Source organism: Candidatus Kinetoplastibacterium oncopeltii TCC290E, from assembly GCF_000340865.1.
Taxonomy (GTDB): domain Bacteria; phylum Pseudomonadota; class Gammaproteobacteria; order Burkholderiales; family Burkholderiaceae_B; genus Kinetoplastidibacterium; species Kinetoplastidibacterium stringomonadis.
On record NC_020299.1, the window covers coordinates 515,385 to 538,517 of the forward strand.

Sequence of the window (23,133 nt, forward strand, 5' to 3'; positions counted from 1 at the left end):
ATTTGTATAATTTATAAAATGATACCAGAACGTTCAGCAACAGTATGCATATCCTTATCTCCACGTCCTGATAAATTTACTAAAACGATAGAATCTTTAGATAGGCCTGGCGCTATTTTCATAGCATGAGCAATAGCATGAGAAGATTCTAAAGCAGGCATTATACCTTCTATCAAACAACAATCATGGAAAGCCTGTATTGCTTCATCATCCTTTATACTTACGTATTCGGCTCTGCCTGTTTCTTTCAACCAAGCATGCTCCGGTCCAACTCCTGGATAGTCTAATCCTGCTGAAACAGAGTGAGTTTCTTGAATTTGACCATTCTTATCTTGAATTACATATGTTCGATTACCATGCAAAACACCGATCTTGCCAGCACTTAGAGAAGCAGAATGTTTGCCTGTATCAATTCCATATCCGGCAGCTTCCACTCCTATTAAATTAATATTTTCATAAGGGATATATGGATAAAATATACCTATAGCATTAGATCCACCACCAACAGCAGCAACAACATAATCTGGCTGTTTGCCAGCACACTCTGGCATTTGAAACAAACATTCCTTTCCTATTATAGCTTGAAAATCTCTAACCATACGAGGATAAGGATCTGGACCTGCAACAGTACCAATAATATAAAAAGTGTTATCTATAGTTGAAACCCAATCACGCATAGCTTCATTTAGAGCATCTTTCAGAGTACAGGATCCTGATGTGACAGGTATTACACTAGCACCAAATAATTTCATGCGATAAACATTAGAAGCTTGTCTTCGTATATCCTCACTACCCATATAAACGACACATTCCATGCCATATCTAGCTGCTACTGCAGCTGTTGCTACTCCATGTTGGCCAGCACCAGTTTCTGCTATTATACGACGCTTGCCCATTCTCTGTGCTAATAAAGCCTGTCCAACACAATTATTAACCTTGTGAGCACCAGTATGATTTAGATCTTCGCGTTTGAACCATATTTGAGCTCCACCAATAGACTCTGATAAACGTCTAGCATGATAGACAGGACTAGGTCTACCAACGAAATGCTTCAACTCACTTTCAAATTCATTTTTAAAATGATCATCAAACCTATACTTATCATAAGAAAGACGAAGATCACTCAATGCATGTATAAGAGTTTCAGCTACAAAAACGCCACCATATGGACCAAAATGTCCAGAACTATCAGGATAGTTATAACTCACGAAAAATATTCTCCGTTAACGTCAATAAACAAATACTAATAAAATATCTAGCAATAGCTGATTATAACCTAATATTTAATCAAAATGTTCACATATATTTCAATATTTACATATTGTACCGAACAATATTAATAATTTTAACCAATGTCTTGTAAAAAAACTCACGGGTAAATATTACTGATATTTCTAAATTTTTTATAGTACCAATGAGCTGCTAAACCATGTTCTGCAAAATTATGCATATTATAAGTTCTTATTTGAATCTCTATTAAATAATTATCCTTATCTATTACAACAGTATGTAATGATTGATAACCATTTGCTTTTGGTTTGGATATATAATCATCAAATTCTTCAGGTATGTGGTTCCATAACTTATGTATAATATCAAGAACTATATAACACGTTTTGATATCATCAACTACAATCCTAACTGCACTTAAATCGTATAACTTTGCGAAATCGATATTTTTTATACGCATCTTATTCCATATGCTGTATATATGTTTTAATCTACCATTAATTTCTGATTTAATCCCATATCTATTAAGAACATGTTTGATTTTACTCAAAGTATTCTCTATATATAGTTTGCGCTCTATTTTTTGTGAATCAAATAACAGAGCGATTTCCTCATATTGATCAGGATATAGCATCTTAAAAATCATATCTTCTATATCATAAATTATCTTATATCTTGGTTTTGAAACTAGATAACTGAAAGTCTGTAGCCTCCATAATAATCTAGACAGTATAGTTCTTAACTCTAATGTCATAGCTAACAACATGCTTTTTATAATTCCATTGTGGTTGATGAAATATTTAATGCTGCTAGATCTATATGTTGACACAATTTTGTTATTGCTAACACTAAAAAAACTTAAAAAACCTATATTGTTTTTTATATATTTTACTGGAATATCGTAAATAGCAGTATATGGTGAAACAGGAATATATAAATTCCTGTCAACATTAATAATTGATGAATCTTCTATAGTCATTGCTAGACCACCACTAAAATTTAAAACAATCGGTAGATAACTATCGGATATTTTATCGAAATCACTGTTTTTTTTACATAAAAATAGCTAGAAGCCATGACTAACAATTAACTGTCAATTGAAATAATTTTTGATATTGTTAGAGATAACATTAAATATCCAAAAATATTTACATATAGCGTAAAAACTTAGTATCTATTTGTGTATTACATCATAATATAATTTTCTAAATTAATGGCAAATTGAAAACCTTTCTTAGATAAGATAGATATTCTGGATCTTCACATATTATTTTCTCAGAAGAATCTGAAACTTTTGCTACTGGCTGATCATTACAACGAACCATTTTCATTACTATTTGCAAAGGATTATTGCCCATGTCATTAGTTAAATTAGTACCTATTCCAAAAGTAACCCTACATCTACCTGAGAAATAATGTAATAATCTTATAGCTAATGGAAACGTTAACGAATCCGAAAAAACCAAAGTTTTATTCCTACAGTCTACTCGATTTTTTGAATAATGATCTAGCAAACGATCTCCCCAAAGAAATGGATCACCTGAATCATGACGAACTCCGTCAAATAATTTACAAAAATAAGTATCGAAATCTCTTAAAAAAGCTTCCATTCCGTATACATCTGATAAAACAATTCCTAGGTCACCTCTATACTCTTTTGCCCATATATCAAAAGCAAAAACCTGCGAATCTCTAAGCCTAGGACCGAGAGCTTGACAAGCTTGTAAATATTCATGACCCATAGTTCCTAATGGAGAAACATCATAACGTTTTGCTAACATAACGTTACTTGTACCAATAAAATTTTTACCCATATACTGTTTCATTGTAGAAACAACTTCGTTATGCCATAATTTGGAAAATCTACGCCTGGTTCCATATTCAGCAATTCTAAAATTTATTAGATTATTATCTTTCGAAACTAAATCAATCTTTGACATTAAGCGTTTCCTACCCTCTTCTAGACTAATGTCTTTATTACGAAAGTAAACCTCATTTACTATAGCTAATATAAATATTTCAAATAGTATGGTATGTAACCAAGGACCATTTACAGTAATATTTATCTCTCCATTATTACTACCATTTGATATAGAAACGCATCTCTTTGGCAGGTAAAATAATCTTAAGAAATCTATAAAATCACTCTTTATAAATCTAAATTTCTCTAAATAATTTAGTTCATCATCAGTAAATCTTAAAGTACATAAATGACTTATTTCCTCTTGTATTTCTTCAATATGAGAAGACAAATTTACTCCAATACTGCGACATTTAAAACGATAAACAACCTCCGCAGAAGGGAAATGATGCAAAACAACTTGCATCATAGTAAATTTATACAGATCTGTATCAAGCAAAGAATCTATTATCATATGAAATAAACTTTTCCAGCAAAAAAAACAATGTAATTTCAAATTTATAAAAGTAATAAATAAAAATATAAAAACAAATAAGTTTTTAATGATACATTATTATCTTTTTTTATTGTATATTCTATCAAGGAAAGGTTATAGGATGACTCATGTTGTTACTGAAAACTGTATAAACTGCAAATATACAGACTGTGTTGATGTATGCCCAGTTGACTGTTTTCGAGAAGGAGAAAATTTTTTAGTAATAGATCCAGATGAATGTATTGATTGTGCGGTATGTGTTTCCGAATGTCCTGCTAATGCCATTTTGTACGAAGAAGACTTGCCAGAAGACCAAAAAATATTTATATCAATAAATAGTGAGTTATCAAAGAAATTTAATAGTATATCAAGATCTAAAGAACCATATTACGATGCCGACAAATGGAATGGAATATCAGATAAACTTAAACTTTTAAAAAAATAGGCGTAATCTATATGATAGTAAATTTATTAAATAATAATCATAGTTACTCCATTCAAAAAATAAAAAATATAAATGAATGGGTTCCTGGAAAACTATTTTCCATTACGTTGACTAAAGATAAAAATTTTTTCTTCAAAGCAGGACAATTCACACGCATTGGGTTTGAAATTGAAAATCATGATAACAAAGAAAAAAACATAATATGGAGAGCTTATTCAATGGTTAGTTCCCCTAATGAAGGGGACCTAGAATTTTATTATGTTATTGTGCCTAACGGACAATTTAGCAAGATCCTATCTAAATTAGATATTGATCAGACCGTATTTGTTAGAAAACAATCTTTTGGTTTTTTAACAGTAGACCAATTTCAAAAAAGCAACGATAACTTATGGTTAATAGCAACTGGCACAGGAATATCTGCTTATATTTCTATATTAAAAGACAATAAAACTTGGGATTATTTTAAAAAAATTATACTTGTACATAGCGTTAGAAAAACAGAAGAATTAACTTATCAAACAATAATAAATAAAATAAAAGAAAAACAATCTATTATTGGAAATATATTAAATTACGTACCAATAACAACAAAAGAAAATACACACAATATACTGCATGAACGTTTGCCTATAATTATAGAAAATGGAATTTTAGAAAAAAAAGCTGAAGAAATATTGGATTGCAAGTCCTCTAGTGTTATGCTTTGTGGAAATCCAGCAATGTTATTAGATGTTCGTAGAATATTGATCGAAAGAGGATTTGCAACTAAAAATTCTGATGATTCAAAAAATCTAGTTATGGAAAATTATTGGTAATGATTATTTTAATTTAAAATTATCAAAAGATCTTATGTAGGGAAACATGTCAACTAAGGAATTAATTAGTATAATAGATGATTCTTTACCACAAACTCAATGTAGAAAATGTGGTTATGCAGACTGTATGTCTTATGCAAATGCAATAGTTAATAAAAAAGCTAATATAAATTTATGTAATCCAGGTGGAAATACTGTTTCAAAAGAAATTTCTTATAAATTAAAATTAAAAAAAATCGATGAAAATCCTGATGAGAAATTTGAAAAACTAATGGTTGCTTATATAGAAGAAAGTGAATGTATAGGATGCACATTATGTATAAAATCATGTCCTGTAAGCGCTATAATTGGATCTAACAAACTAATGCATTCTATAGTACAAGACTGGTGTACTGGATGTGAATTGTGTTTATCAGTATGTCCAGTTGATTGTATCAAAATGAAATCTTCAGGCAGAACCTGGAACAAAGAAGATGCAAAAATAGCACGCGAACGCTATGAAGACACAAAGAAAAGGACATACGATAAATCAATTAATAAACATAGTTTAATGAGTGATAATTATAGAAACACTAAAGAAAATGATATTGATTTTCATGAATTAGATAAAAAGAAATTGTTGATTGAAAGAATATTAAATAAAGCAAGAAATATGAGAACTGAATAAAATTATAATTATTTTATGAATAATAATGATGCATGTGAAAAAATTTTTGATCGTTTAGAACGAATCAATCCTACACCCAAGACTGAACTTAAATATTACACAGATTTCCAACTATTAATAGCTGTGATTCTTTCTGCACAATCTAAGGATGAATCTGTTAATTATTCTACAAGAATATTATTTTCTGATTATGGGACTCCAGAGTTAATGCTAAGTCTTGGAATACTAAAAATGGAAAATCTCATAAGAAACGTAGGACTGTATCATATTAAAGCTCATAATATTTTAAAAACTTGCGATTTAATAATTAATAAATTTTGTAACAAAGTACCAAATACTAGAGAAGGATTAGAATCCTTACCAGGTGTCGGAAGAAAAACTGCTAATGTCGTTTTAAATGTTGCATTTAATCAACCAACCATAGCTGTTGATACACACGTTTTTAGAGTATCAAATAGAACTGGTATAGCAAAAGGCAAAAAACTTATTGATGTTGAAAATAAACTTATTAGAAACATACCTAACAGGTATTTACACAAAGCCCATCATATGCTAGTCCTATTCGGGAGATATATATGTGTAAAACGTAACCCTAAATGCAGTCATTGTCCAATAAATGATTTATGTGAATATTATAAAAATATTTAATTAATGTCCTGATGAAATATCAAACTAGAAACAAAACTAAATGAAAAGAATTACATCTGATATATTACCAATAGCTCTATTTTTCTCTACCTACATGTATACAAATGATATATACATATCTACAAAGGTAATTGTACTGTCATGCATATTTCAACTGGCTTATATAAAATTTTTCCAAATAAAAACGAATAAAATAAAGGTAATAAGCAATTTAATAATCATAATACTTGGCAGTACTACTATTTTTCTTGAGAATGACGTTTTTATAAAAGCTAAACCAACTATAGTTTACTGGATAATTGGGCTTATTATACTATTTTATAGATTAATTTTAAAAAGAGATATTATATACACTACTTTAAATAATAAAATTATACTTCCTAAAAAAATATGGAGCTATATAAATAAATCTTTTATATGTTTTTTTATCATAATGGGTTTTATAAACATATTTATAGCGTTTTCCGGTTTTTTTAGTGAAAAGGAATGGGTAGTATTCAAAATAATAGGATTCCCTGTATTATTTACGGTGCTTATTACAATACAATTCATATTTTTTAAAAAATATATAAATAATGACGATGAATAATATCAAATCAGATAAAATTATAGAACTAATAAAAGTTAGGTTATCTCACTTAGAGCCAACATATATTGATATAAGAGATGATTCTAGCCTACATGAAAACCATAATAATAATTCAGCTGGACATTACACTATAAAAATAATGTCAGATAAATTTATAAATTTATCTACTATAGAACAACATAAGCTTGTGTATAAATGCTTAAAAGATTTAATACCATTTCCTATTCATGCTCTTGCTATAAATACTAAACCATAAAATATAAAAGGATCCTAATGAAAAAGTTAATAATAATGTTATTTATGTTGTCAATAACTTCCGCATTCTCTAAAAATATAGCAACAGTTGATGGAGTACCAATTACTCAAAATAGCGTAGATCAATTTATAGAATTATTGGTTGCTCAAGGAGCCCAAGAATCTGATCAACTTAGAGAACAAGTAAAACAGGAATTGATAAACAGACAAATATTAATAAAAGAAGCAGAAAAATCAGATATTCCTAAAAGGAAAGATGTGCAAGCTGAGATAGATTTAGCTAAAAATAGCATTATAGTTAGAACTTTTTTAAATGAATATATAAATAAACATCCCATATCGGAATCTAGCGTAAAAAATGAATATGATAGATTAAAAAAAGAACAATCTATAAAAAGAGAATTTAAGTTGAGTCACATACTAGTGGATACAGAAAACAGAGCTAATGAATTACTTGGCATTATTAAATTAGATGTTAATAAATTCAAAAATATAGCAAAAGAAAACTCTAAAGATACTGCTAGTGCTATAAATGGTGGAGACCTAGGATGGGGATCATTAGAAAACTATGTGAAGTCTTTCTCTGATTCAATTAAAGATCTCAGTATTGGAGAGATTGTTCAAAAACCAGTTAAAACTCAATTTGGATGGCACATAATACAACTTAATGATATAAGGACAGTAGAATTCCCTGATCTGGATCAGGTTAAGCCACAAATCGAAGAGATCTTAAAACAAAAACTTATATCAGAATATCAGAAAGAGTTAAGAAATAAATCAAAGGTCAATACATAAAAAATTAAAAACTATAGATCAATTAGCTTGATGAATGCTTCTTGATCTATTACTTGTATTCCATTATTTTCTGCAAATTCTAATTTCTTTCCGAAACTTTCACCTGCTATTAAATAATTAATTTTTTTAGATATATGATTTGTTACTTTTCCACCGTTGCTTTCTATGTATTTTATCATTTCTTCTCTTGATATATTTGGTAATTTACCTGTTATTGCAAACAATTTCCCTTCTAGTTTGCAATTAGATTTTGTCTGTTTTTCAGGTAGTGGATATACATCTATAGATTTTAATGAGCTAATCACGTCAAGATTATGTTTTTCAGAAAAGAATAGTCTTATAGAGTAAGCAGTCTTATATCCTATATCTTTAACTGATAAAAAATCCTCAAAACTAGCAAATATAATATTCTCGATTGTACGAAATCTTTTAGATATATCAACAGCAGTTGCCTCTCCTACATGCTTTATACCCATTGCAAATAAAAAGCTACTTAAACTTGGTTTACGTGCACTATCAATAGATTTTAATAAATTAGTAGCAGATTTTTCTGCTACTAATTCTACATTCATTAAATCAGAAAAAGTCAATCTAAAAACATCGACCAAAGATCTTATACACCCTATATCAACCAACTTATCAACTAATTTTTTTCCAAAACCAATAATATTAAAAGCCTTACGGCTTAGAGCATGATGCAAGCCTTGTTTTAACTGCGCAGGACAACACAAACCACCTGTACAGCGATATGTTACTTCATTTTCGATTCTTTTAATCGCAGAATCACAAACAGGACAACGATCTAACATATGAAATTGTATAGTATCTTTAGGCCTCAATTCTGCAACAGTAGAAACGACTTCTGGAATTACATCGCCAGCTCTTCTAATTATAACAAAATCTCCTATACGTATATCCTTACGTCTTATTTCATTTTCGTTATGCAACGTTGCATTAGAAACAGTAACTCCACCTACAAAAATAGGATTAAGACGAGCGACAGGAGTTATAGCGCCGGTTCTACCAACCTGAATATCTATAGCTACAAGCTGAGTTACCGCCTCTTCTGCTAAAAATTTGTGAGCTAGGGCAAATCTGGGTGCTCTTGAAGAATATCCAAGAATATTTTGCTTATTCAAAGAATTCACTTTATAAACTACGCCATCTATACCATAAGGTAAAAAATTACGATTCTTAACTATTGATTTATAGTAATCTAATATGCCATCAATTCCTGATACAACCTTATGATATCTTTTATTTACCGGCAATCCTAATGAAACAAACCAATCAAGTACTGATTCATGAGTTTTATGATTTAATTTTATTATTTTATTAGGATGATTGTTATCAGTAATATTTCCCCAGCCATAAGCAAAAAATCTTAATTTGCGCATAGCACTTATCTTTGAGTCAAGATTTCTCAAACTTCCAGCAGCAGCATTACGAGGATTTACAAAAACCCTTTCTCCATTTTTTATATTATTATTATTAAGATTTTCGAAATCCTTTTTATACATTAGGACTTCTCCCCTTATATCCAAAACTTTAGGTACATCTCCAACCAGTCTTAATGGGATAGATTTTATAGCACGTATATTGGAAGTAACATCCTCTCCAATATAACCATCACCTCTTGTAGATCCATAAGCTAAAACACCATCTTCATATCTAATATTCACAGCAAGGCCATCTAATTTTAGATCACAAAAATACTCAATATCATTTTTAATCTCAATTTTCTTTCTCAATAAAGAAATGACTCTTTTATTGAACAAATCAACATCTTCTGATGTAAATGCGTTGGAAAGTGATAACATAGGAACAGAATGTTCAATTTTATCAAACGATGCAAGAGGGCTAGAGCCCACCCTCTGAGTAGGGGAATATTTTGTTATCAAATCTGGATAAGTAGATTCAAGATTTAATAGCTCGCACATTAAGTTATCATACTCTAAATCACTAATTATAGGACTGTCGTAGCAATAATAGTGTACGTTATGTTCTTCTATAGTCCTGCGTAAACTTTCTATTTTATATTTTAATAACTCAATATCCTGAAACATTATTTGAAAACTCTTTTAGACCTATAACTTCCTGATTTAAAACCACAATCATCTAATCTTTTAAATATTCTTTTTAACTGATTACTGATAAGTTCTTTTGAATCGTGATTCAAAATGAAACCATTAATATCAATTAATTTAGCATTTAGCTTTATTGCAATTTTATTTGATAAATCAAAAAAAATATCTAGAATATTCTCATCTTGTATAGAACATGGAACATCCATTACAATACTTAATCTACAACAATCATTATTTTTACCATTAGAATATAATGCATCATCTGATAAATATATTCGAATTCGATCAGACTTTAATATGTATTTATCATTGGATTTGTAGAAGTCAAAATTGCAGATAATTTCTGTCAATTCTTCTTTTGAAAAAAAACTATCAGTTAATATTCCAAATTTTATTTGTGCGTCTAAAGATGCACATAGAATATCTAAATTTTTTGCTTTATCTATCACTATTTGTTTATCAGGAACTATTATCATAGCATTAAAATCATTAGCTAATTTCCTAGAAATACTTACTATTTTATGCCACTGCTCAGAATCTATAGGACCACTACGATTAGCTAACGTAACAAAAACACTAGCGGATACATAATTATTATTATCATGTAAAACCTCACTTCTTTTCCCGACGCTATCTTCAAAAATAATTCTTATGAAATTACTACCTATATTTTTAAAATCTTCTAAATGATAAGATAATTCCGTACCTTGAACACTTGGTTTGAAATTTACTAGAATCATTACTTCTATGAAAGGGTCAAGATCGTGAAAATCATGATCACCACTAATATTTAAAGTATTAAATTTGCAATTTTTTGATGACAAAGAAGAAGTTTTATCAGCATACAATCTGGATTTAATATAAAAAATAATAGATTTTATTTTACCTATTATATTGATAATATATTTTAAAAAATTATTTCTCATCTTTGTATTTTATAGTATTGATTTAATAAAACAATATATTTTCATTGCTCACAAATCAAATATATCACTAAAAAAGTAAGGAAGATATAATGTATTGTAGCAATAATTAATCTTGTAATATGAATTTTTCAATAATACTAAACAATAGTGTTTAAAAAAAATACCCATTAATCGATATAATATGCTGAATTATATATATGCATTTTCACATAAATGAAGTATCTTTTAACAAATAAACTAGCTAAAAGCTATTATAGCTTTGCATTTCTACAAACTTATATATCAATTATAAAATTGATATAATTATTTAATGAATAATTCTAAAGTAATGGCTAAAGGAGTCCATTTTTGAAAAATCAATTTTACATTATAATGGCAGCACAAGCATTATCATCACTTGCAGATAATGCTCTGTTTATTGCTGCCATATCAATGATTTTAGAAAATTCTGGACCTGAGTGGGCAATTCCATTTATGAAATGGTTTTTCGCTCTTGCCTATGTTGTACTTGCACCATTTGCCGGAACATTATCAGATAGATTCCCTAAAGGTCAAGTCATGCTAGTTGCAAATTTTATCAAATTATCTGGTTGTTTTATAATGCTTTTTTGCAACTTTTTGAGTAATCTGAATTCTATAAATTGTTTTATAATAATTATTTCATATGGGTTAGTTGGTATTGGTGCTGCTATCTACTCACCAGCAAAATACGGTATTGTTACTGAAATATTGGATCCAGAATCATTGGTGAAAGGTAATAGTTGGATAGAAGGTCTTACAGTTTTGTCGATAATACTAGGTACATGTCTAGGAAGTTATCTTTTATCATCTAAAATATCATACTATTTATTACTAAATCATTCTGTATTTAAATTTGCTACAAGTAAATCAGAAGCAGCTATTTTAGTTATATTATTAATATATTTGCTATCTGCAATATTTAATATATTAATTACAAAAACTAATATCAAATATCCGGAATCAAGTATTAATTTTAATAACCTAACTATCAATTTTTATAAAAATGTATCTACTTTATGGAAAGATAAAATAGGAAAAATATCACTTTCTGTAACTACAATATTCTGGGGGGTAAGTGCTAGCTTGCAGATAATTGTAATTGAATGGAGTCAACAACATTTAGAATACTCCTTAGATCAAACTTATGCCTTAATAGGAACAGTAGCTATAGGAACTATAATAGGAGCTATAATAGTCGCTAAAATTGTGATATTAAAAAAAGCACTATATGTTTTGCCAATAGGTATAATTATAGGATTAATAATGTTATTGATGCCTTTAATAAATAAATTATCACATGCTTATATATTGCTTCTAGCAATTGGTACACTATCTGGTTTTTTTGTTGTTCCACTAAATGCTATACTACAGCATAGAGGCAGGATACTTTTATCAGCAGGAAACTCCATTGCTGTACAAAATTTTAACGAACAATTAAATGTATTATTAATGGTTAGTATTTATACATTACTCTCCTGGATGCAAGTAAAAATAGATACTATTATAGTTATATATAGTCTATTAGTTATAATATCTATGTCTTTATTTACATACTGGAATCATAGAAACATTTCATATAGAAATATGTAATACAGACTAGAATTTATTATTTTTCAATCAAAGAAGATATCAACCTAAGGTCATTCCAAGATAACGGTTTTTCTTCAGGTTTCCTTAATAGATAAGCTGGATGGTAGCTCACAACAACTGGTATATTAGATTTTCTAGATTGAAAGTTATGAATCTTACCTCTCATATTTTTTATGCTTTCATCGCTACATAGAAGTGTATTAGCCGCAAACTTACCTAAAGCTAATATCGTTTTAGGATTGATAATGTCTATTTGATCCATTAAATAAGGAAGACAAGAATCTATCTCTTCTGGCCTAGGATTTCGATTTCCTGGAGGACGGCATTTTACAATATTAGAAATAAATGCATTAGAAAGTCGACTTATATTGATAGAATCAAGCATCATATCCAGTAATTTGCCCGATTTGCCTACAAAAGGCTTACCTTCAATATCTTCATATTCACCAGGGGCTTCACCTATTACCATACAATTAACATTAATTAAAACACCTGTTCCGAATACAACATTTTTCCTGTTATTACATAGAACACATTTTTTACAATTTTTAATTTTTAATTTTAATATATTAGCAAATGAGTCTGGCTTATCTATTAAATCTTTTCTATTATCAATATTCTTTTTACCAATTTCATTAACTACAATATTACTTAAATGTTCGCTCTTATAGTTATCGTCCAAAAGAGATATTTTGTTAATATTTGTTTTTTTATCGGTGAATTTAGAATAAATAGATTCTTCTATACCCATCTCTTCTAAAAGTAAACATTGAAATTTATTTAAAGACATATACTATAAGATTGTTTACTATATTTAGATATTTTTTTTCATTACTAAAGCACTGTTAACTTTACCATTTTTTGATAAATAATAACCTTTGCGATTGCCTATAGTATAAAAGCCGTGTTTCTTATAAAAATTAATTGCTATTGCATTTGATTCATCTACCTCTAATAAAATATTTTTTAATGAGTAATTGTTACAGATTTTAAAACATAAATTTAATAATTTTGACCCTAATCCCTTACAACGAAAATCACTATCTACTCCAATTCTTAATATATGAACAGCATCTGGAGCTACCATGGCTACACAAAAACATAATATAATGCCTTCATTATTTCTAATAAGGTAAGACTTATAACCAGATTCAATCGAATCTTTAAAATTACCTAATGTCCAAGGTGATATCTGTATCTTTTGTTCTAATTTTGAGACTTCATCAATATCACTCATGAGCATGTCTAATGGCTCTAGATAATCAAAAATTCCCACCTTCGGGTTACCACCACCCATACCTTGTGATATTTCTAATGAAGTAAATGCTATCTTATTTCTAACATATAAAGGACTAACAATATCGGGTGATACAATTTTATTATTTAAAAAATCATTTCTTGCTAAATATGCAACATCTTTTACTCCAGGATAATAGGTTTCAGAATTTATCCATCCATCTGGAATCTCTAAGAAAGAATATGCTTTCCATGCATCTCCTGCTAATAAATAATCTGTTTCTGAATAAATATTAGCTTTCCATATAATAGATTTATGTTTTATCCAATTAGACAAGCTAGAATTAGATATCAATATAGGTGATTGCAATACTGTACAGATACATTCGTCGTTATTAGAATGATGTTTTTTGAATGAATATGCTGATACATATAACTCACCCATACGAGCATCTGTAGCAACTACAACTATTCTGTTATTTCTGATATTAGAACTTAAATTATTGGCTAAAGCATACGAAGACCCAACTGGAATTACTGGTATATTCAAAGATAATCCTATGCCTTTAGCTTGGCTACATGAAATTCTTAGTCCAGTAAATTTTCCTGGACCTGATCCAAATGCTACAACATCTAAATCGTAGGTTCTAAGATGGTATTTAGATAATAAAAAACTAGATTTAATTAAAAGCAACTCAGAATATAATTTTGAGTCCTCAAATTCAAAACAAGAATACTCGAGAACAGAACCTGTTCTGCTAAATATTAATAGAGCTACTCCTGAGTAACAGGATGATGTCTCAAAGGCTAATAAATTGATACTTTTTTTATCCATATAACAAAATCTACCACAAGTTAACTACTGAAATCAGATTATGATAATCAAAAAATTCCTAGTACTAATAATTATACATAATAAAGTAATTAATCTTTAAAATATACTTGTTGTTACGTTCATTGAACATTGTTAGTATGTAAAAATACATTAGCCTTATTAACGCAGTGTATTTAATTTTGAAATAGTTACTTCAAATAAGGATTTAATATGAAAACAGTTGGTGAAAAGTTAGAATCTTTTAGAATTACAGGAGTAAAACCAGGATTCAATAACCATGAAGAGAATGGAGTTTCTGCATTTGAAGAGATTACAGAGAGTTCTTTTCCTGGAAAATGGAAAGTAATTTACTTTTATCCAAAGGATTTTACTTTTGTATGTCCTACAGAGATTATTGGTTTCGATAAACTATCAAAAGAGTTTGAAGATAGAGATGCAATTCTTATGGGTGGATCTGTAGATAATGAGTTCGTTAAACTTGCCTGGCGCAGAGAACATCCTGGATTAAGTAAACTAAAACACTATCAGTTTGGCGATACATCTGGGTCTTTAATTGACCAACTAGGAGTGCGCGATGAAAATGCAGGTGTAGCTTTAAGAGCAACTTTTATAGTAGATCCAGATAATGTTATACAACATGTATCTGTAAATAATCTTAGTGTTGGTAGAAATCCAGAAGAAGTTTTGAGATTATTGGACAGTTTCCAAACCGGAGAACTATGTCCATGCAACCGTAAAATTGATGGTGAAACATTATAGATTTCTCATATCTATTTACATATAATTAAAATTGTTAATAGATATATTTCTTTTATTAAAAATAATAGATAAAACTGATGCTAAACATATATAAACATCGGTTTTATCTTATTTATGCATTTTCATTATTAAAATTATTATTAGCTAAAAGAACAATAGCGTTAGCTGATATACCTTCTTTTCTCCCTATATGTCCTAAATTCTCATTGGTTTTTGCCTTAATATTTATATATCTAGCATCAACTTCTAGATCTTGTGATATGTTATTTATCATAGAATTTATATAATTCGATAGTCTAGGAGATTGTGCATGTATTGTCGTATCTAAATTCACAACTTTAAATCCATTGGAATTTATTTTTTTAGCAGTTTCTCTTAAAATTATTCTGCTATCTATATCTTTATATTGAATATTATCATCAGGGAAATTGCTACCTATATCACCTAATCTAGCGGCCCCTAAAAGGGCATCTATTATTGCATGTATTAAAACATCTGCATCGGAATGTCCGATCAGTCCGTGACTATAAGGAATATTAACACCACCTATTTTTAATTGATAACCAAAAATTAACTGGTGTATATCAAATCCCTGACCTACATAAAACGGGTAATTCATATTATTTTTTCCATTATATCAAAATCTTCTGGCCAAGTAACTTTCATGTTATATAAAGATCCTCTAACTATGATTGGTTTCAACCCTATAAATTCCAATGCAGAAGATTCATCCGTTGTAAATAAACCACTATCTGATATTTTGTTTAAAGCCTTACATAAAGAAGAAATTCTAAACATCTGTGGGGTTTGAGCCAACCATAAATTATGTCTTTCTACAGTAAAATCAACTACATTTTCTATGCTTTTTTTTATAGTATTAGACACTGGTATAGCTAATAATCCTCCAACAATATTACTTGTTGATAAACACTTATCTATGAGAGAACTTAAACATGAAATAGGTAAACCAGGACGTGCAGCATCATGTATTATGACCCAATCATTATTAAAAACATCTATACTATTAACTGTATTTCTCACAGTTTCAAAACGAGTAGAACCGCCATATTTCCTTACTGTAACTTTTGATAATCCTGACAATAGTTTTTCTGCCAAAGTATCTTGTGGAGAAACAGATACTATTATTTGTCTAATTCTAGAATCAGCTAATAAAGACATAATGCTGTGAATTAGCATTGGCTTACCAGCAATATTACGGTATTGTTTAGGCAACTCATGAGCCGAATTTTTACATGCCCTAGTTCCTGCTCCTGCTGCTGGAATTATAGCAATTAAAGAATTTTCCATTTTATTTTAAAATATCTTGATAATATTAAGAACTAAGATGTCAAAACATATTAATTTTTTAGATAAATCTTATCTGTCTACCATAACTGAAAACTTATTAAAAATGTTGAAGAAAGGTAGCAAATATTATTATGAAAGACCATTCGGTTCTGGAACACCTATGTTGATATCTAATTTAGCTATTAACAGTAAAAAATTAACCACAATCTTTACAAGTAACTTTATAGAAGCAAAACAAATATCATCTGACATAAAATCATTTTCCCCAGATTTACGTGTGGCTACAATGCCAGATTGGGAAATATTACCCTATGATGAATTTTCTCCAAATAATAGAATTATATCTGATAGGATGAAAATCCTGTATGACTTATTAAATAAAAATATAGATGTGTTAACTATATCTACTACAACGGCCATACACAAGATCTCTCCACCAGAATTTATAGCTGCATATAGCTTTAATTTTAGTAAAAATGATGTAATAAATGAACAAAATCTCAAAAAACAATTAGAGATTGCAAATTATAAACATGTAACGCAAGTTAGAAATTTTGCAGAATTTTGTATAAGAGGTAGCATTATAGATCTTTTCCCTATGGGCTCTACTACACCATACAGAATAGATCTGTATGATAATATTATAGAATCAATAAGATCATTCGATCCCGAAACACAATGTAGTACTGGCTTGATTGAAAATATAGAAATATTACCAGGAAAAGAATTTCCATTGGATGATCAAGCAATAAAACTATTCAGAAATAAATTTAGGGAATATTTTGATGGAGATCCATCTAAATATTCAATATATAGAGAAATAGGGAAAGGATCCACATTCCATGGTGTAGAATACTACCTTCCATTTTTTTTTGAAAAAACTGCTACTATTTTTGAATATCTACCAGATGATTGTATCTGCATAACCCCAGATAATATAGATTTAATTATAACTAAATATCATTTAGACATAAACGAAAGATATAACTTTTTAAAACATGATATAGAGAGACCTGTTATTTCTCCAGATAATCTTTTCTTAAATAAAGAATCATTTTATAAAGAAGCTAAAAATTTTAAACATTTATCACTAAAAACATCAAAAAATAATCATTTTGAAAATTTAGAAAGTACAAATAATTTCAGTTCACAAGTAAATTGGTTAGATAAAATAATCGAAATTATGAATTTTAATAGTAAATGGAAAATACTTATATTTATAAATTCAGAAAAAAAAATAAATTTATTAAAAAATAGGATTAATTCAGATACTAATTTTATAGCAAGTTATCCATCTTCAGTCCAGGAATTTATCAATAATGATGAAAAATGTGGATTAATATTTGCACAAATAAATACAAGCTTCAAGTTCCTACCAGATAATTTGCTTATTATCGCCGAAAATAGCTTCCATAACGAAAACTATAATAAATATGCCAAAAAAAGAAATAACCAAAAATCTCAGAATATAGAAACAGTAGTTAAAGATATTTCAGAAATTAATATAGGAGATCCTATTGTACATAATCAACATGGTATAGGAAGATATAATGGCTTAATACGTATGCAGACTAATGGAATAGATATGGAGCTTCTGCAAATAGAATATGCTAATAAAGCTTCTTTGTACGTACCAATTGCTCATATGCATGTTATTTCTAAATATATAGGAACTGATATAGAATCAGCACCATTGCATCAACTAGGATCTGATCAATGGGAGAAAAAATATAAAAAAGCTACAAAACAAATTTATGATACAGCTACAGAATTACTGGATTTATATACGCAACGTAATATTAATAAACATGGATTTGGTTTTAAAATGCCCTCGGAGGAATATATAAGATTTTCAGATGAATTTGGTTTTGAAGAAACTATAGATCAAACAAATGCTATTAATGATGTTATAAATGATATGATCTCTGAAAGATCGATGGACAGATTAATCTGTGGAGATGTTGGTTTTGGTAAAACAGAGATAGCATTAAGAGCCGCATTCATAGCAATATCAAACAATAAGCAAGTATCTATTCTATGTCCGACAACTTTACTTTCAGAGCAACATACTCAAACATTTATAAATAGATTTGAGAACTGGCCTGTGCGTATAGCAGAATTATCTAGATTTAAAACAAAAAAAGAGATTTCACAGAATATTTACGATATAAACAATGGCAATATTGACATAGTTATAGGAACACATAAAGTTTTATCTAAAGATGTAAAATTTAAAAATTTAGGGCTTGTTATAATAGATGAAGAACACCGCTTTGGTGTAAGACAAAAAGAATTATTAAGAAAAATAAAACCGAATGTTGATGTACTAACACTAAGTGCGACACCTATACCAAGAACATTAGGAATGTCTTTAGAGGGGATAAGAGATTTTTCTATAATATCGACAGCTCCTAAAAAAAGATTACCTATAAAAACATTTGTACGTAAATATAATAAAAATGTCATAAAAGAAGCTATGACACGAGAGCTTAGGCGTGGTGGGCAGATATATTTTTTACATAATGAAGTAAGTACTATTGAAAATAAAAGGCAATCTATAAAAGACATAATGCCTGAAGCAAAAATTGCAATCGCACATGGTCAAATGCATGAAAGAGATCTTGAAGGTGTAATGAAGGAATTCTATAAGAGTCATTATGATATATTATTGTGTACAACAATTATAGAAACAGGAATAGATATTCCAAATGCTAATACTATAATCATTGACCATGCAAACAATTTTGGTTTGGCTCAACTACACCAACTTAGAGGTAGAGTTGGCCGATCTTATCATCAAGCTTATGCTTATTTATTAATTCAAGATGAAGAATCAATAACTAGCCAAGCAAAGAAAAGATTAGAAGCAATACAAGCAATGGAAGACTTAGGCTCAGGATTTTATTTAGCGATGCATGACTTAGAGATACGAGGAGCAGGAGAAATATTAGGAGAATCTCAATCTGGAAATCATATACATGAAATTGGTTATTCTATGTATAATGAAATATTGAAAAGCTCTATCGATGCTATTAAGAACGGTTATAATTATGAAATTACTAGTAAAAATTCACATTACTGTGAAGTAAATATACATGAGGCAGCACTATTACCAGATAAATATTGTTCTGATATACCATCGAGATTGGAAATTTATAAACGTTTATCTCATGCATCATCTATAGATGATTTAATAATTATTAAAAATGAATTGATAGATAGATTTGGAAAGCTACCTGTTCAAGCAGAAAATCTTATTCTAATACATAGGATTAGAATAACAGCTCAGTCTTCTGGCATAATAGAAATTGATATGTCTGACAAAAAAATAATAATTAAATTTAATGAAAGATCAAATATTGATCCTACTAAATTGATAGAAATATACAAAAATTCAAAAGCTCTTAAATTTCAACAAGAGAATAAAATATTTATAAATTTATGTATACCAAATATAAAAGATAGAACAAACGAAATATTAAAAATAATTAAAAGCTTAAAACAATAAATAATTCAAAATATTTTTTTATTAAAAAGATTTGTTTGCTACATCTATACAAAAATTTAAAAGTAGATCTGGAAATATACTTAGAACAATTATTAATAACAAATTAAGCAATAAAAAATATAAAGCGAAATCATTATTATTACTACTATTGTCTGGTTTGATTAAATAATTATAATTAATTTCAGAGTTATCAAAATAAGAAACTTTTATAACTCTTAAGTAATAAAAAGCACCAATTAATGAAAAAAATATAGCTATCAATGATACAAAAATATAACCTGAATTTATTAAAACATTGAATATAGATAATTTTGCATAAAAACCTATAAATGGAGGTATTCCAGCTAATGAAAGCATAGTTACCAACACTACAAAAGCTACCAAAGAATTGTGTTTTTTTAACCCTATCAAATCATTGATATATATGCATTCTTTACCTTTGGATAATAACAGAATAGAGCCAAAAATAGCTAATGTATTCAAAGCATATATTATAATATAGTACATTGATGAAGAGTATGTGACGCTATTTGAGAAACAATTATCTTTGCTGATTAAACCTAAAAGTACAAACCCCATATGGGATATTGCTGAGTATGCTAACATTCTCTTTAGGTCTTTCTGCATAATAGCTGTAATATTACCTATACATAAAGATAATAAAGAAAAAGAAACTAATAAAGAATTCCAATCAACAAAATCAAAACATTCTAATGAATTTACAAATAATCTAGATAGAACAGCAAAAATAGCAATTTTGGGAACAGTTCCAAGAAATAATGTAACTACTGTAGGAGAACCCTGATAAACATCAGGAAGCCACATGTGAAATGGAACTATACCAAATTTAAAAACTAAACCGGATACTAAAAGCATAAAACCTAGTATTAGTACCTTAATGTTTACAATGTCGTTTAAATTAACAGATGTTATAACAGGAAAATCCAATGAGTTTGTGACCCCGTATATAATAGATACCCCATACAAAAAAACTCCAGATGCAACCGATCCTAAAACAAAATACTTAATTGAAGCTTCGATATTAATTACTATATCTCTACGTATAGCTATCATAGCGTATAGTGGTAAAGACATCAGTTCTATTCCAAGGTAAAGAGATATAAAATTACCAGAAGAAATCATTACCATTTGACCAAGAAGAGATAGTAACAACAACACATAAAATTCACCGCCATTTTTTATCATATTGAATTCTATCAAGTAAGATTTACTATAGACAAGAATCAAGAATATAATGAAAGACGATATAATTTTTAAAAAATGAGAAAAACAATCTATTATCAATAAAGTACCAAAGACTGTTCCTGATGAACTATGTTTAAATTGAACAATAGATATTGTACTTATGATAATAAGAGTTAATAAACTTGCAATGAAAGTTAAAAATCTATTCTTATCAACACTAAACATATCAAGAACTAAAATAACTAAACTTAAAAAAAGCAATGTTATTTCTGGAGCTATTAAGAAAAAATTAGTATCTTGCATATATTTTCATCTATCTAAAGTTTTGTAATTGCTAAATGTTCTAACAAACATTTAGCTGGTAAATTAATAACATCTGTAAATGGCTTAGGATATATACCCATAAATAAAACTACTAGAGTAAGTATACCGAGAATGAAAAACTCTCTTTTGTCGATGTCAATAGAATTATCTTTATTGACATCGATATTAACTCTAAGTTTACCAAAAGCAATACGCTTAAGCATCCATAAAGAATAAGAAGCACTCAGAATAAGAGATGTTGCAGCTAAAATAGCAACTGGAAAACTATATTCCACACTACCTATTATTACTAAGAATTCACCAACAAAACCACTAGTAGCTGGTAATCCACAATTAGCCATAGAGAAAAAAACAAAAAATACTATGAAACGTGGCATGACGCTAACCAAACCACTATAATCAGAAATAGCCCTAGAGTGTGCTCTGTCATACAACACTCCTATAGAAAAAAACATAGCTGCTGATATAAAACCATGTGATATCATTTGTAATATAGCACCTTCAAGACCTACTATATTAAAAATAAACATCCCCAAAGTAACGAAACCCATATGAGCTATTGAGGAATAAGCTACAAGTTTTTTCATATCATCTTGAACTATAGCAATAAATCCTATGTATATGATAGCTATCAAAGATAAAGTAACCATTAATCCAGATAAACTGATAGAAGCATCAGGTAAGATTGGCAAAGATAGTCGTAAAAATCCATAAGCTCCTAACTTTAGCATAATAGCAGCTAAAATGATGGATCCACCTGTAGGTGCCTCTACGTGAGCATCTGGCAACCAAGTATGAAATGGCCACATTGGTATTTTAACAGCGAAAGCAGCCATAAATGCTATAAATATTAAAAACTGCTCTGTATAACTAATTTTTATCTTTTGCCAAATTAAAATATCAAAGGAGCCTGATATTTTATGCAAATAAATAAAAGCTATGAACATCAACAGTGATCCTAACAACGTATAAAGAAAAAACTTAAAAGCAGCATAAAAACGGTTATAACCACCCCATACACCTATTATTATATACATGGGGATAAGAGTTGATTCAAAAAAAACATAAAACAGAATAGCATCTAAAGAAACAAAAACACCATTCATTAAACCAGATAATATCAAAAAAGCTGCCATATATTCGGAAACTCTATTTCTTATAGATTCCCAGCCAGCTAATACTACAATAACAGTAATAAAAGAAGTTAGAAGTAAAAACAGTAGAGATATCCCATCTATCCCAATATGGTAATTTATATCAAGACTACCTATCCATTTATGGTTTTCTTCAAACTGAGTGTTAATATCGCTCGGGTCAAAAAAATTATAAATATAACAGGTTAGTAAAAAGCAAACTATAGCTATTAACAAAGAAATAGCTTTAACATAATAAGCTTTACTATCGTTGCCAAAAATCAAGATAAAAAAACCAAATAATATAGGCAAGAATACTGCTAGACTAAGACAAGAATTATATATATAGATAGACATTAT

General features: G+C 28.7%; 21 protein-coding genes. 10 read left to right on the forward strand and 11 right to left on the reverse strand.

Features of this window, described 5'->3' with window-relative positions:
- Positions 1–11: 11 nt before the first annotated feature.
- From trpB to pncB, 3 genes are all read right to left on the reverse strand, one after another.
- Positions 12–1,208, reverse strand: a complete 1,197-nt coding sequence (trpB, locus tag CONE_RS02350; RefSeq protein WP_015397147.1) for a tryptophan synthase subunit beta — start codon at positions 1,206–1,208, stop codon at positions 12–14.
- 161 nt (positions 1,209–1,369) lie between these two features.
- The gene (locus tag CONE_RS02355) at positions 1,370–2,209 is read right to left on the reverse strand and encodes an HD domain-containing protein (protein WP_015397148.1); all 840 of its coding nucleotides are present in this window, start codon (positions 2,207–2,209) and stop codon (positions 1,370–1,372) included.
- Positions 2,210–2,435: 226 nt separating this feature from the next.
- Positions 2,436–3,605, reverse strand: a complete 1,170-nt coding sequence (gene pncB, locus CONE_RS02360; protein WP_015397149.1) for a nicotinate phosphoribosyltransferase — start codon at positions 3,603–3,605, stop codon at positions 2,436–2,438.
- A 142-nt stretch (positions 3,606–3,747) separates the two neighbouring features.
- On the opposite strand from pncB, the gene fdxA reads away from it, so the two are divergent.
- From fdxA to CONE_RS02395, 7 genes are read left to right on the forward strand one after another with little or no spacing between them, the layout of a single operon-like run.
- The gene (fdxA, locus tag CONE_RS02365; protein WP_015397150.1) at positions 3,748–4,071 is read left to right on the forward strand and encodes a ferredoxin FdxA; all 324 of its coding nucleotides are present in this window, start codon (positions 3,748–3,750) and stop codon (positions 4,069–4,071) included.
- An 11-nt stretch (positions 4,072–4,082) separates the two neighbouring features.
- Positions 4,083–4,886, forward strand: coding sequence for a ferredoxin--NADP reductase (locus tag CONE_RS02370; protein ID WP_015397151.1), 804 nt, complete (start codon positions 4,083–4,085; stop codon positions 4,884–4,886).
- 46 nt (positions 4,887–4,932) lie between these two features.
- Positions 4,933–5,553 carry an RnfABCDGE type electron transport complex subunit B gene (locus CONE_RS02375; RefSeq protein WP_015397152.1) on the forward strand — a complete coding sequence of 207 codons (621 nt, stop codon included), beginning with the start codon at positions 4,933–4,935 and terminating at the stop codon, positions 5,551–5,553.
- A 15-nt stretch (positions 5,554–5,568) separates the two neighbouring features.
- Positions 5,569–6,201: an endonuclease III gene (gene nth / locus CONE_RS02380; RefSeq protein WP_015397153.1), complete on the forward strand. Its 633-nt coding sequence runs from the start codon at positions 5,569–5,571 to the stop codon at positions 6,199–6,201.
- Between the two features lie 40 nt (positions 6,202–6,241).
- A complete protein-coding gene (locus CONE_RS02385) occupies positions 6,242–6,790 on the forward strand; it encodes an inner membrane-spanning protein YciB (RefSeq protein WP_015397154.1) in 549 nt (182 codons plus the stop codon).
- Positions 6,783–7,046, forward strand: a complete 264-nt coding sequence (locus CONE_RS02390) for a BolA family protein (protein WP_015397155.1) — start codon at positions 6,783–6,785, stop codon at positions 7,044–7,046. The genes CONE_RS02385 and CONE_RS02390 overlap by 8 nt, the downstream gene beginning before the upstream one ends.
- 17 nt (positions 7,047–7,063) lie before the next feature.
- Positions 7,064–7,840 carry a foldase protein PrsA gene (locus tag CONE_RS02395; protein ID WP_015397156.1) on the forward strand — a complete coding sequence of 259 codons (777 nt, stop codon included), beginning with the start codon at positions 7,064–7,066 and terminating at the stop codon, positions 7,838–7,840.
- An 11-nt stretch (positions 7,841–7,851) separates the two neighbouring features.
- On the opposite strand, the gene ligA is transcribed toward CONE_RS02395, so the two are convergent.
- Both ligA and CONE_RS02405 read right to left on the reverse strand, forming a co-directional pair.
- Positions 7,852–9,906: an NAD-dependent DNA ligase LigA gene (gene ligA, locus CONE_RS02400; protein ID WP_015397157.1), complete on the reverse strand. Its 2,055-nt coding sequence runs from the start codon at positions 9,904–9,906 to the stop codon at positions 7,852–7,854.
- Positions 9,906–10,853: a hypothetical protein gene (locus tag CONE_RS02405; protein WP_015397158.1), complete on the reverse strand. Its 948-nt coding sequence runs from the start codon at positions 10,851–10,853 to the stop codon at positions 9,906–9,908. Before CONE_RS02405 ends, ligA begins: the two co-directional genes overlap by 1 nt.
- 348 nt (positions 10,854–11,201) lie before the next feature.
- Between CONE_RS02405 and lplT the strand changes: the two genes are divergently transcribed.
- Positions 11,202–12,464, forward strand: a complete 1,263-nt coding sequence (gene lplT / locus CONE_RS02410; RefSeq protein ID WP_015397159.1) for a lysophospholipid transporter LplT — start codon at positions 11,202–11,204, stop codon at positions 12,462–12,464.
- Between the two features lie 16 nt (positions 12,465–12,480).
- Here the strand turns inward: lplT and CONE_RS02415 are convergent, their stop codons facing one another.
- Together CONE_RS02415 and CONE_RS02420 are read right to left on the reverse strand one after the other, a co-directional pair.
- Positions 12,481–13,254: a uracil-DNA glycosylase gene (locus CONE_RS02415; protein ID WP_015397160.1), complete on the reverse strand. Its 774-nt coding sequence runs from the start codon at positions 13,252–13,254 to the stop codon at positions 12,481–12,483.
- A gap of 24 nt (positions 13,255–13,278) precedes the next feature.
- Complete coding sequence (locus tag CONE_RS02420; protein WP_015397161.1) at positions 13,279–14,535, reverse strand: bifunctional tRNA (adenosine(37)-N6)-threonylcarbamoyltransferase complex dimerization subunit type 1 TsaB/ribosomal protein alanine acetyltransferase RimI; 1,257 nt, start codon at positions 14,533–14,535, stop codon at positions 13,279–13,281.
- A gap of 210 nt (positions 14,536–14,745) precedes the next feature.
- Here CONE_RS02420 and CONE_RS02425 point away from each other — a divergent pair, with 210 nt between their 5' ends.
- Positions 14,746–15,294 carry a peroxiredoxin gene (locus CONE_RS02425; RefSeq protein ID WP_015397162.1) on the forward strand — a complete coding sequence of 183 codons (549 nt, stop codon included), beginning with the start codon at positions 14,746–14,748 and terminating at the stop codon, positions 15,292–15,294.
- A gap of 112 nt (positions 15,295–15,406) precedes the next feature.
- On the opposite strand, the gene ispF is transcribed toward CONE_RS02425, so the two are convergent.
- Together ispF and ispD are read right to left on the reverse strand one after the other, a co-directional pair.
- Complete coding sequence (ispF, locus tag CONE_RS02430; RefSeq protein WP_015397163.1) at positions 15,407–15,913, reverse strand: 2-C-methyl-D-erythritol 2,4-cyclodiphosphate synthase; 507 nt, start codon at positions 15,911–15,913, stop codon at positions 15,407–15,409.
- Complete coding sequence (gene ispD, locus CONE_RS02435) at positions 15,910–16,602, reverse strand: 2-C-methyl-D-erythritol 4-phosphate cytidylyltransferase (protein WP_015397164.1); 693 nt, start codon at positions 16,600–16,602, stop codon at positions 15,910–15,912. Before ispD ends, ispF begins: the two co-directional genes overlap by 4 nt.
- Before the next feature lie 37 nt (positions 16,603–16,639).
- On the opposite strand from ispD, the gene mfd reads away from it, so the two are divergent.
- On the forward strand, positions 16,640–20,110 hold the full coding sequence (gene mfd, locus CONE_RS02440; protein WP_015397165.1) for a transcription-repair coupling factor: 3,471 nt from the start codon (positions 16,640–16,642) through the stop codon (positions 20,108–20,110).
- A 21-nt stretch (positions 20,111–20,131) separates the two neighbouring features.
- On the opposite strand, the gene CONE_RS02445 is transcribed toward mfd, so the two are convergent.
- Both CONE_RS02445 and CONE_RS02450 read right to left on the reverse strand, forming a co-directional pair.
- Complete coding sequence (locus CONE_RS02445; protein ID WP_015397166.1) at positions 20,132–21,619, reverse strand: NADH-quinone oxidoreductase subunit N; 1,488 nt, start codon at positions 21,617–21,619, stop codon at positions 20,132–20,134.
- Between the two features lie 14 nt (positions 21,620–21,633).
- A complete protein-coding gene (locus CONE_RS02450) occupies positions 21,634–23,130 on the reverse strand; it encodes an NADH-quinone oxidoreductase subunit M (protein WP_015397167.1) in 1,497 nt (498 codons plus the stop codon).
- Positions 23,131–23,133 lie beyond the last annotated feature (3 nt).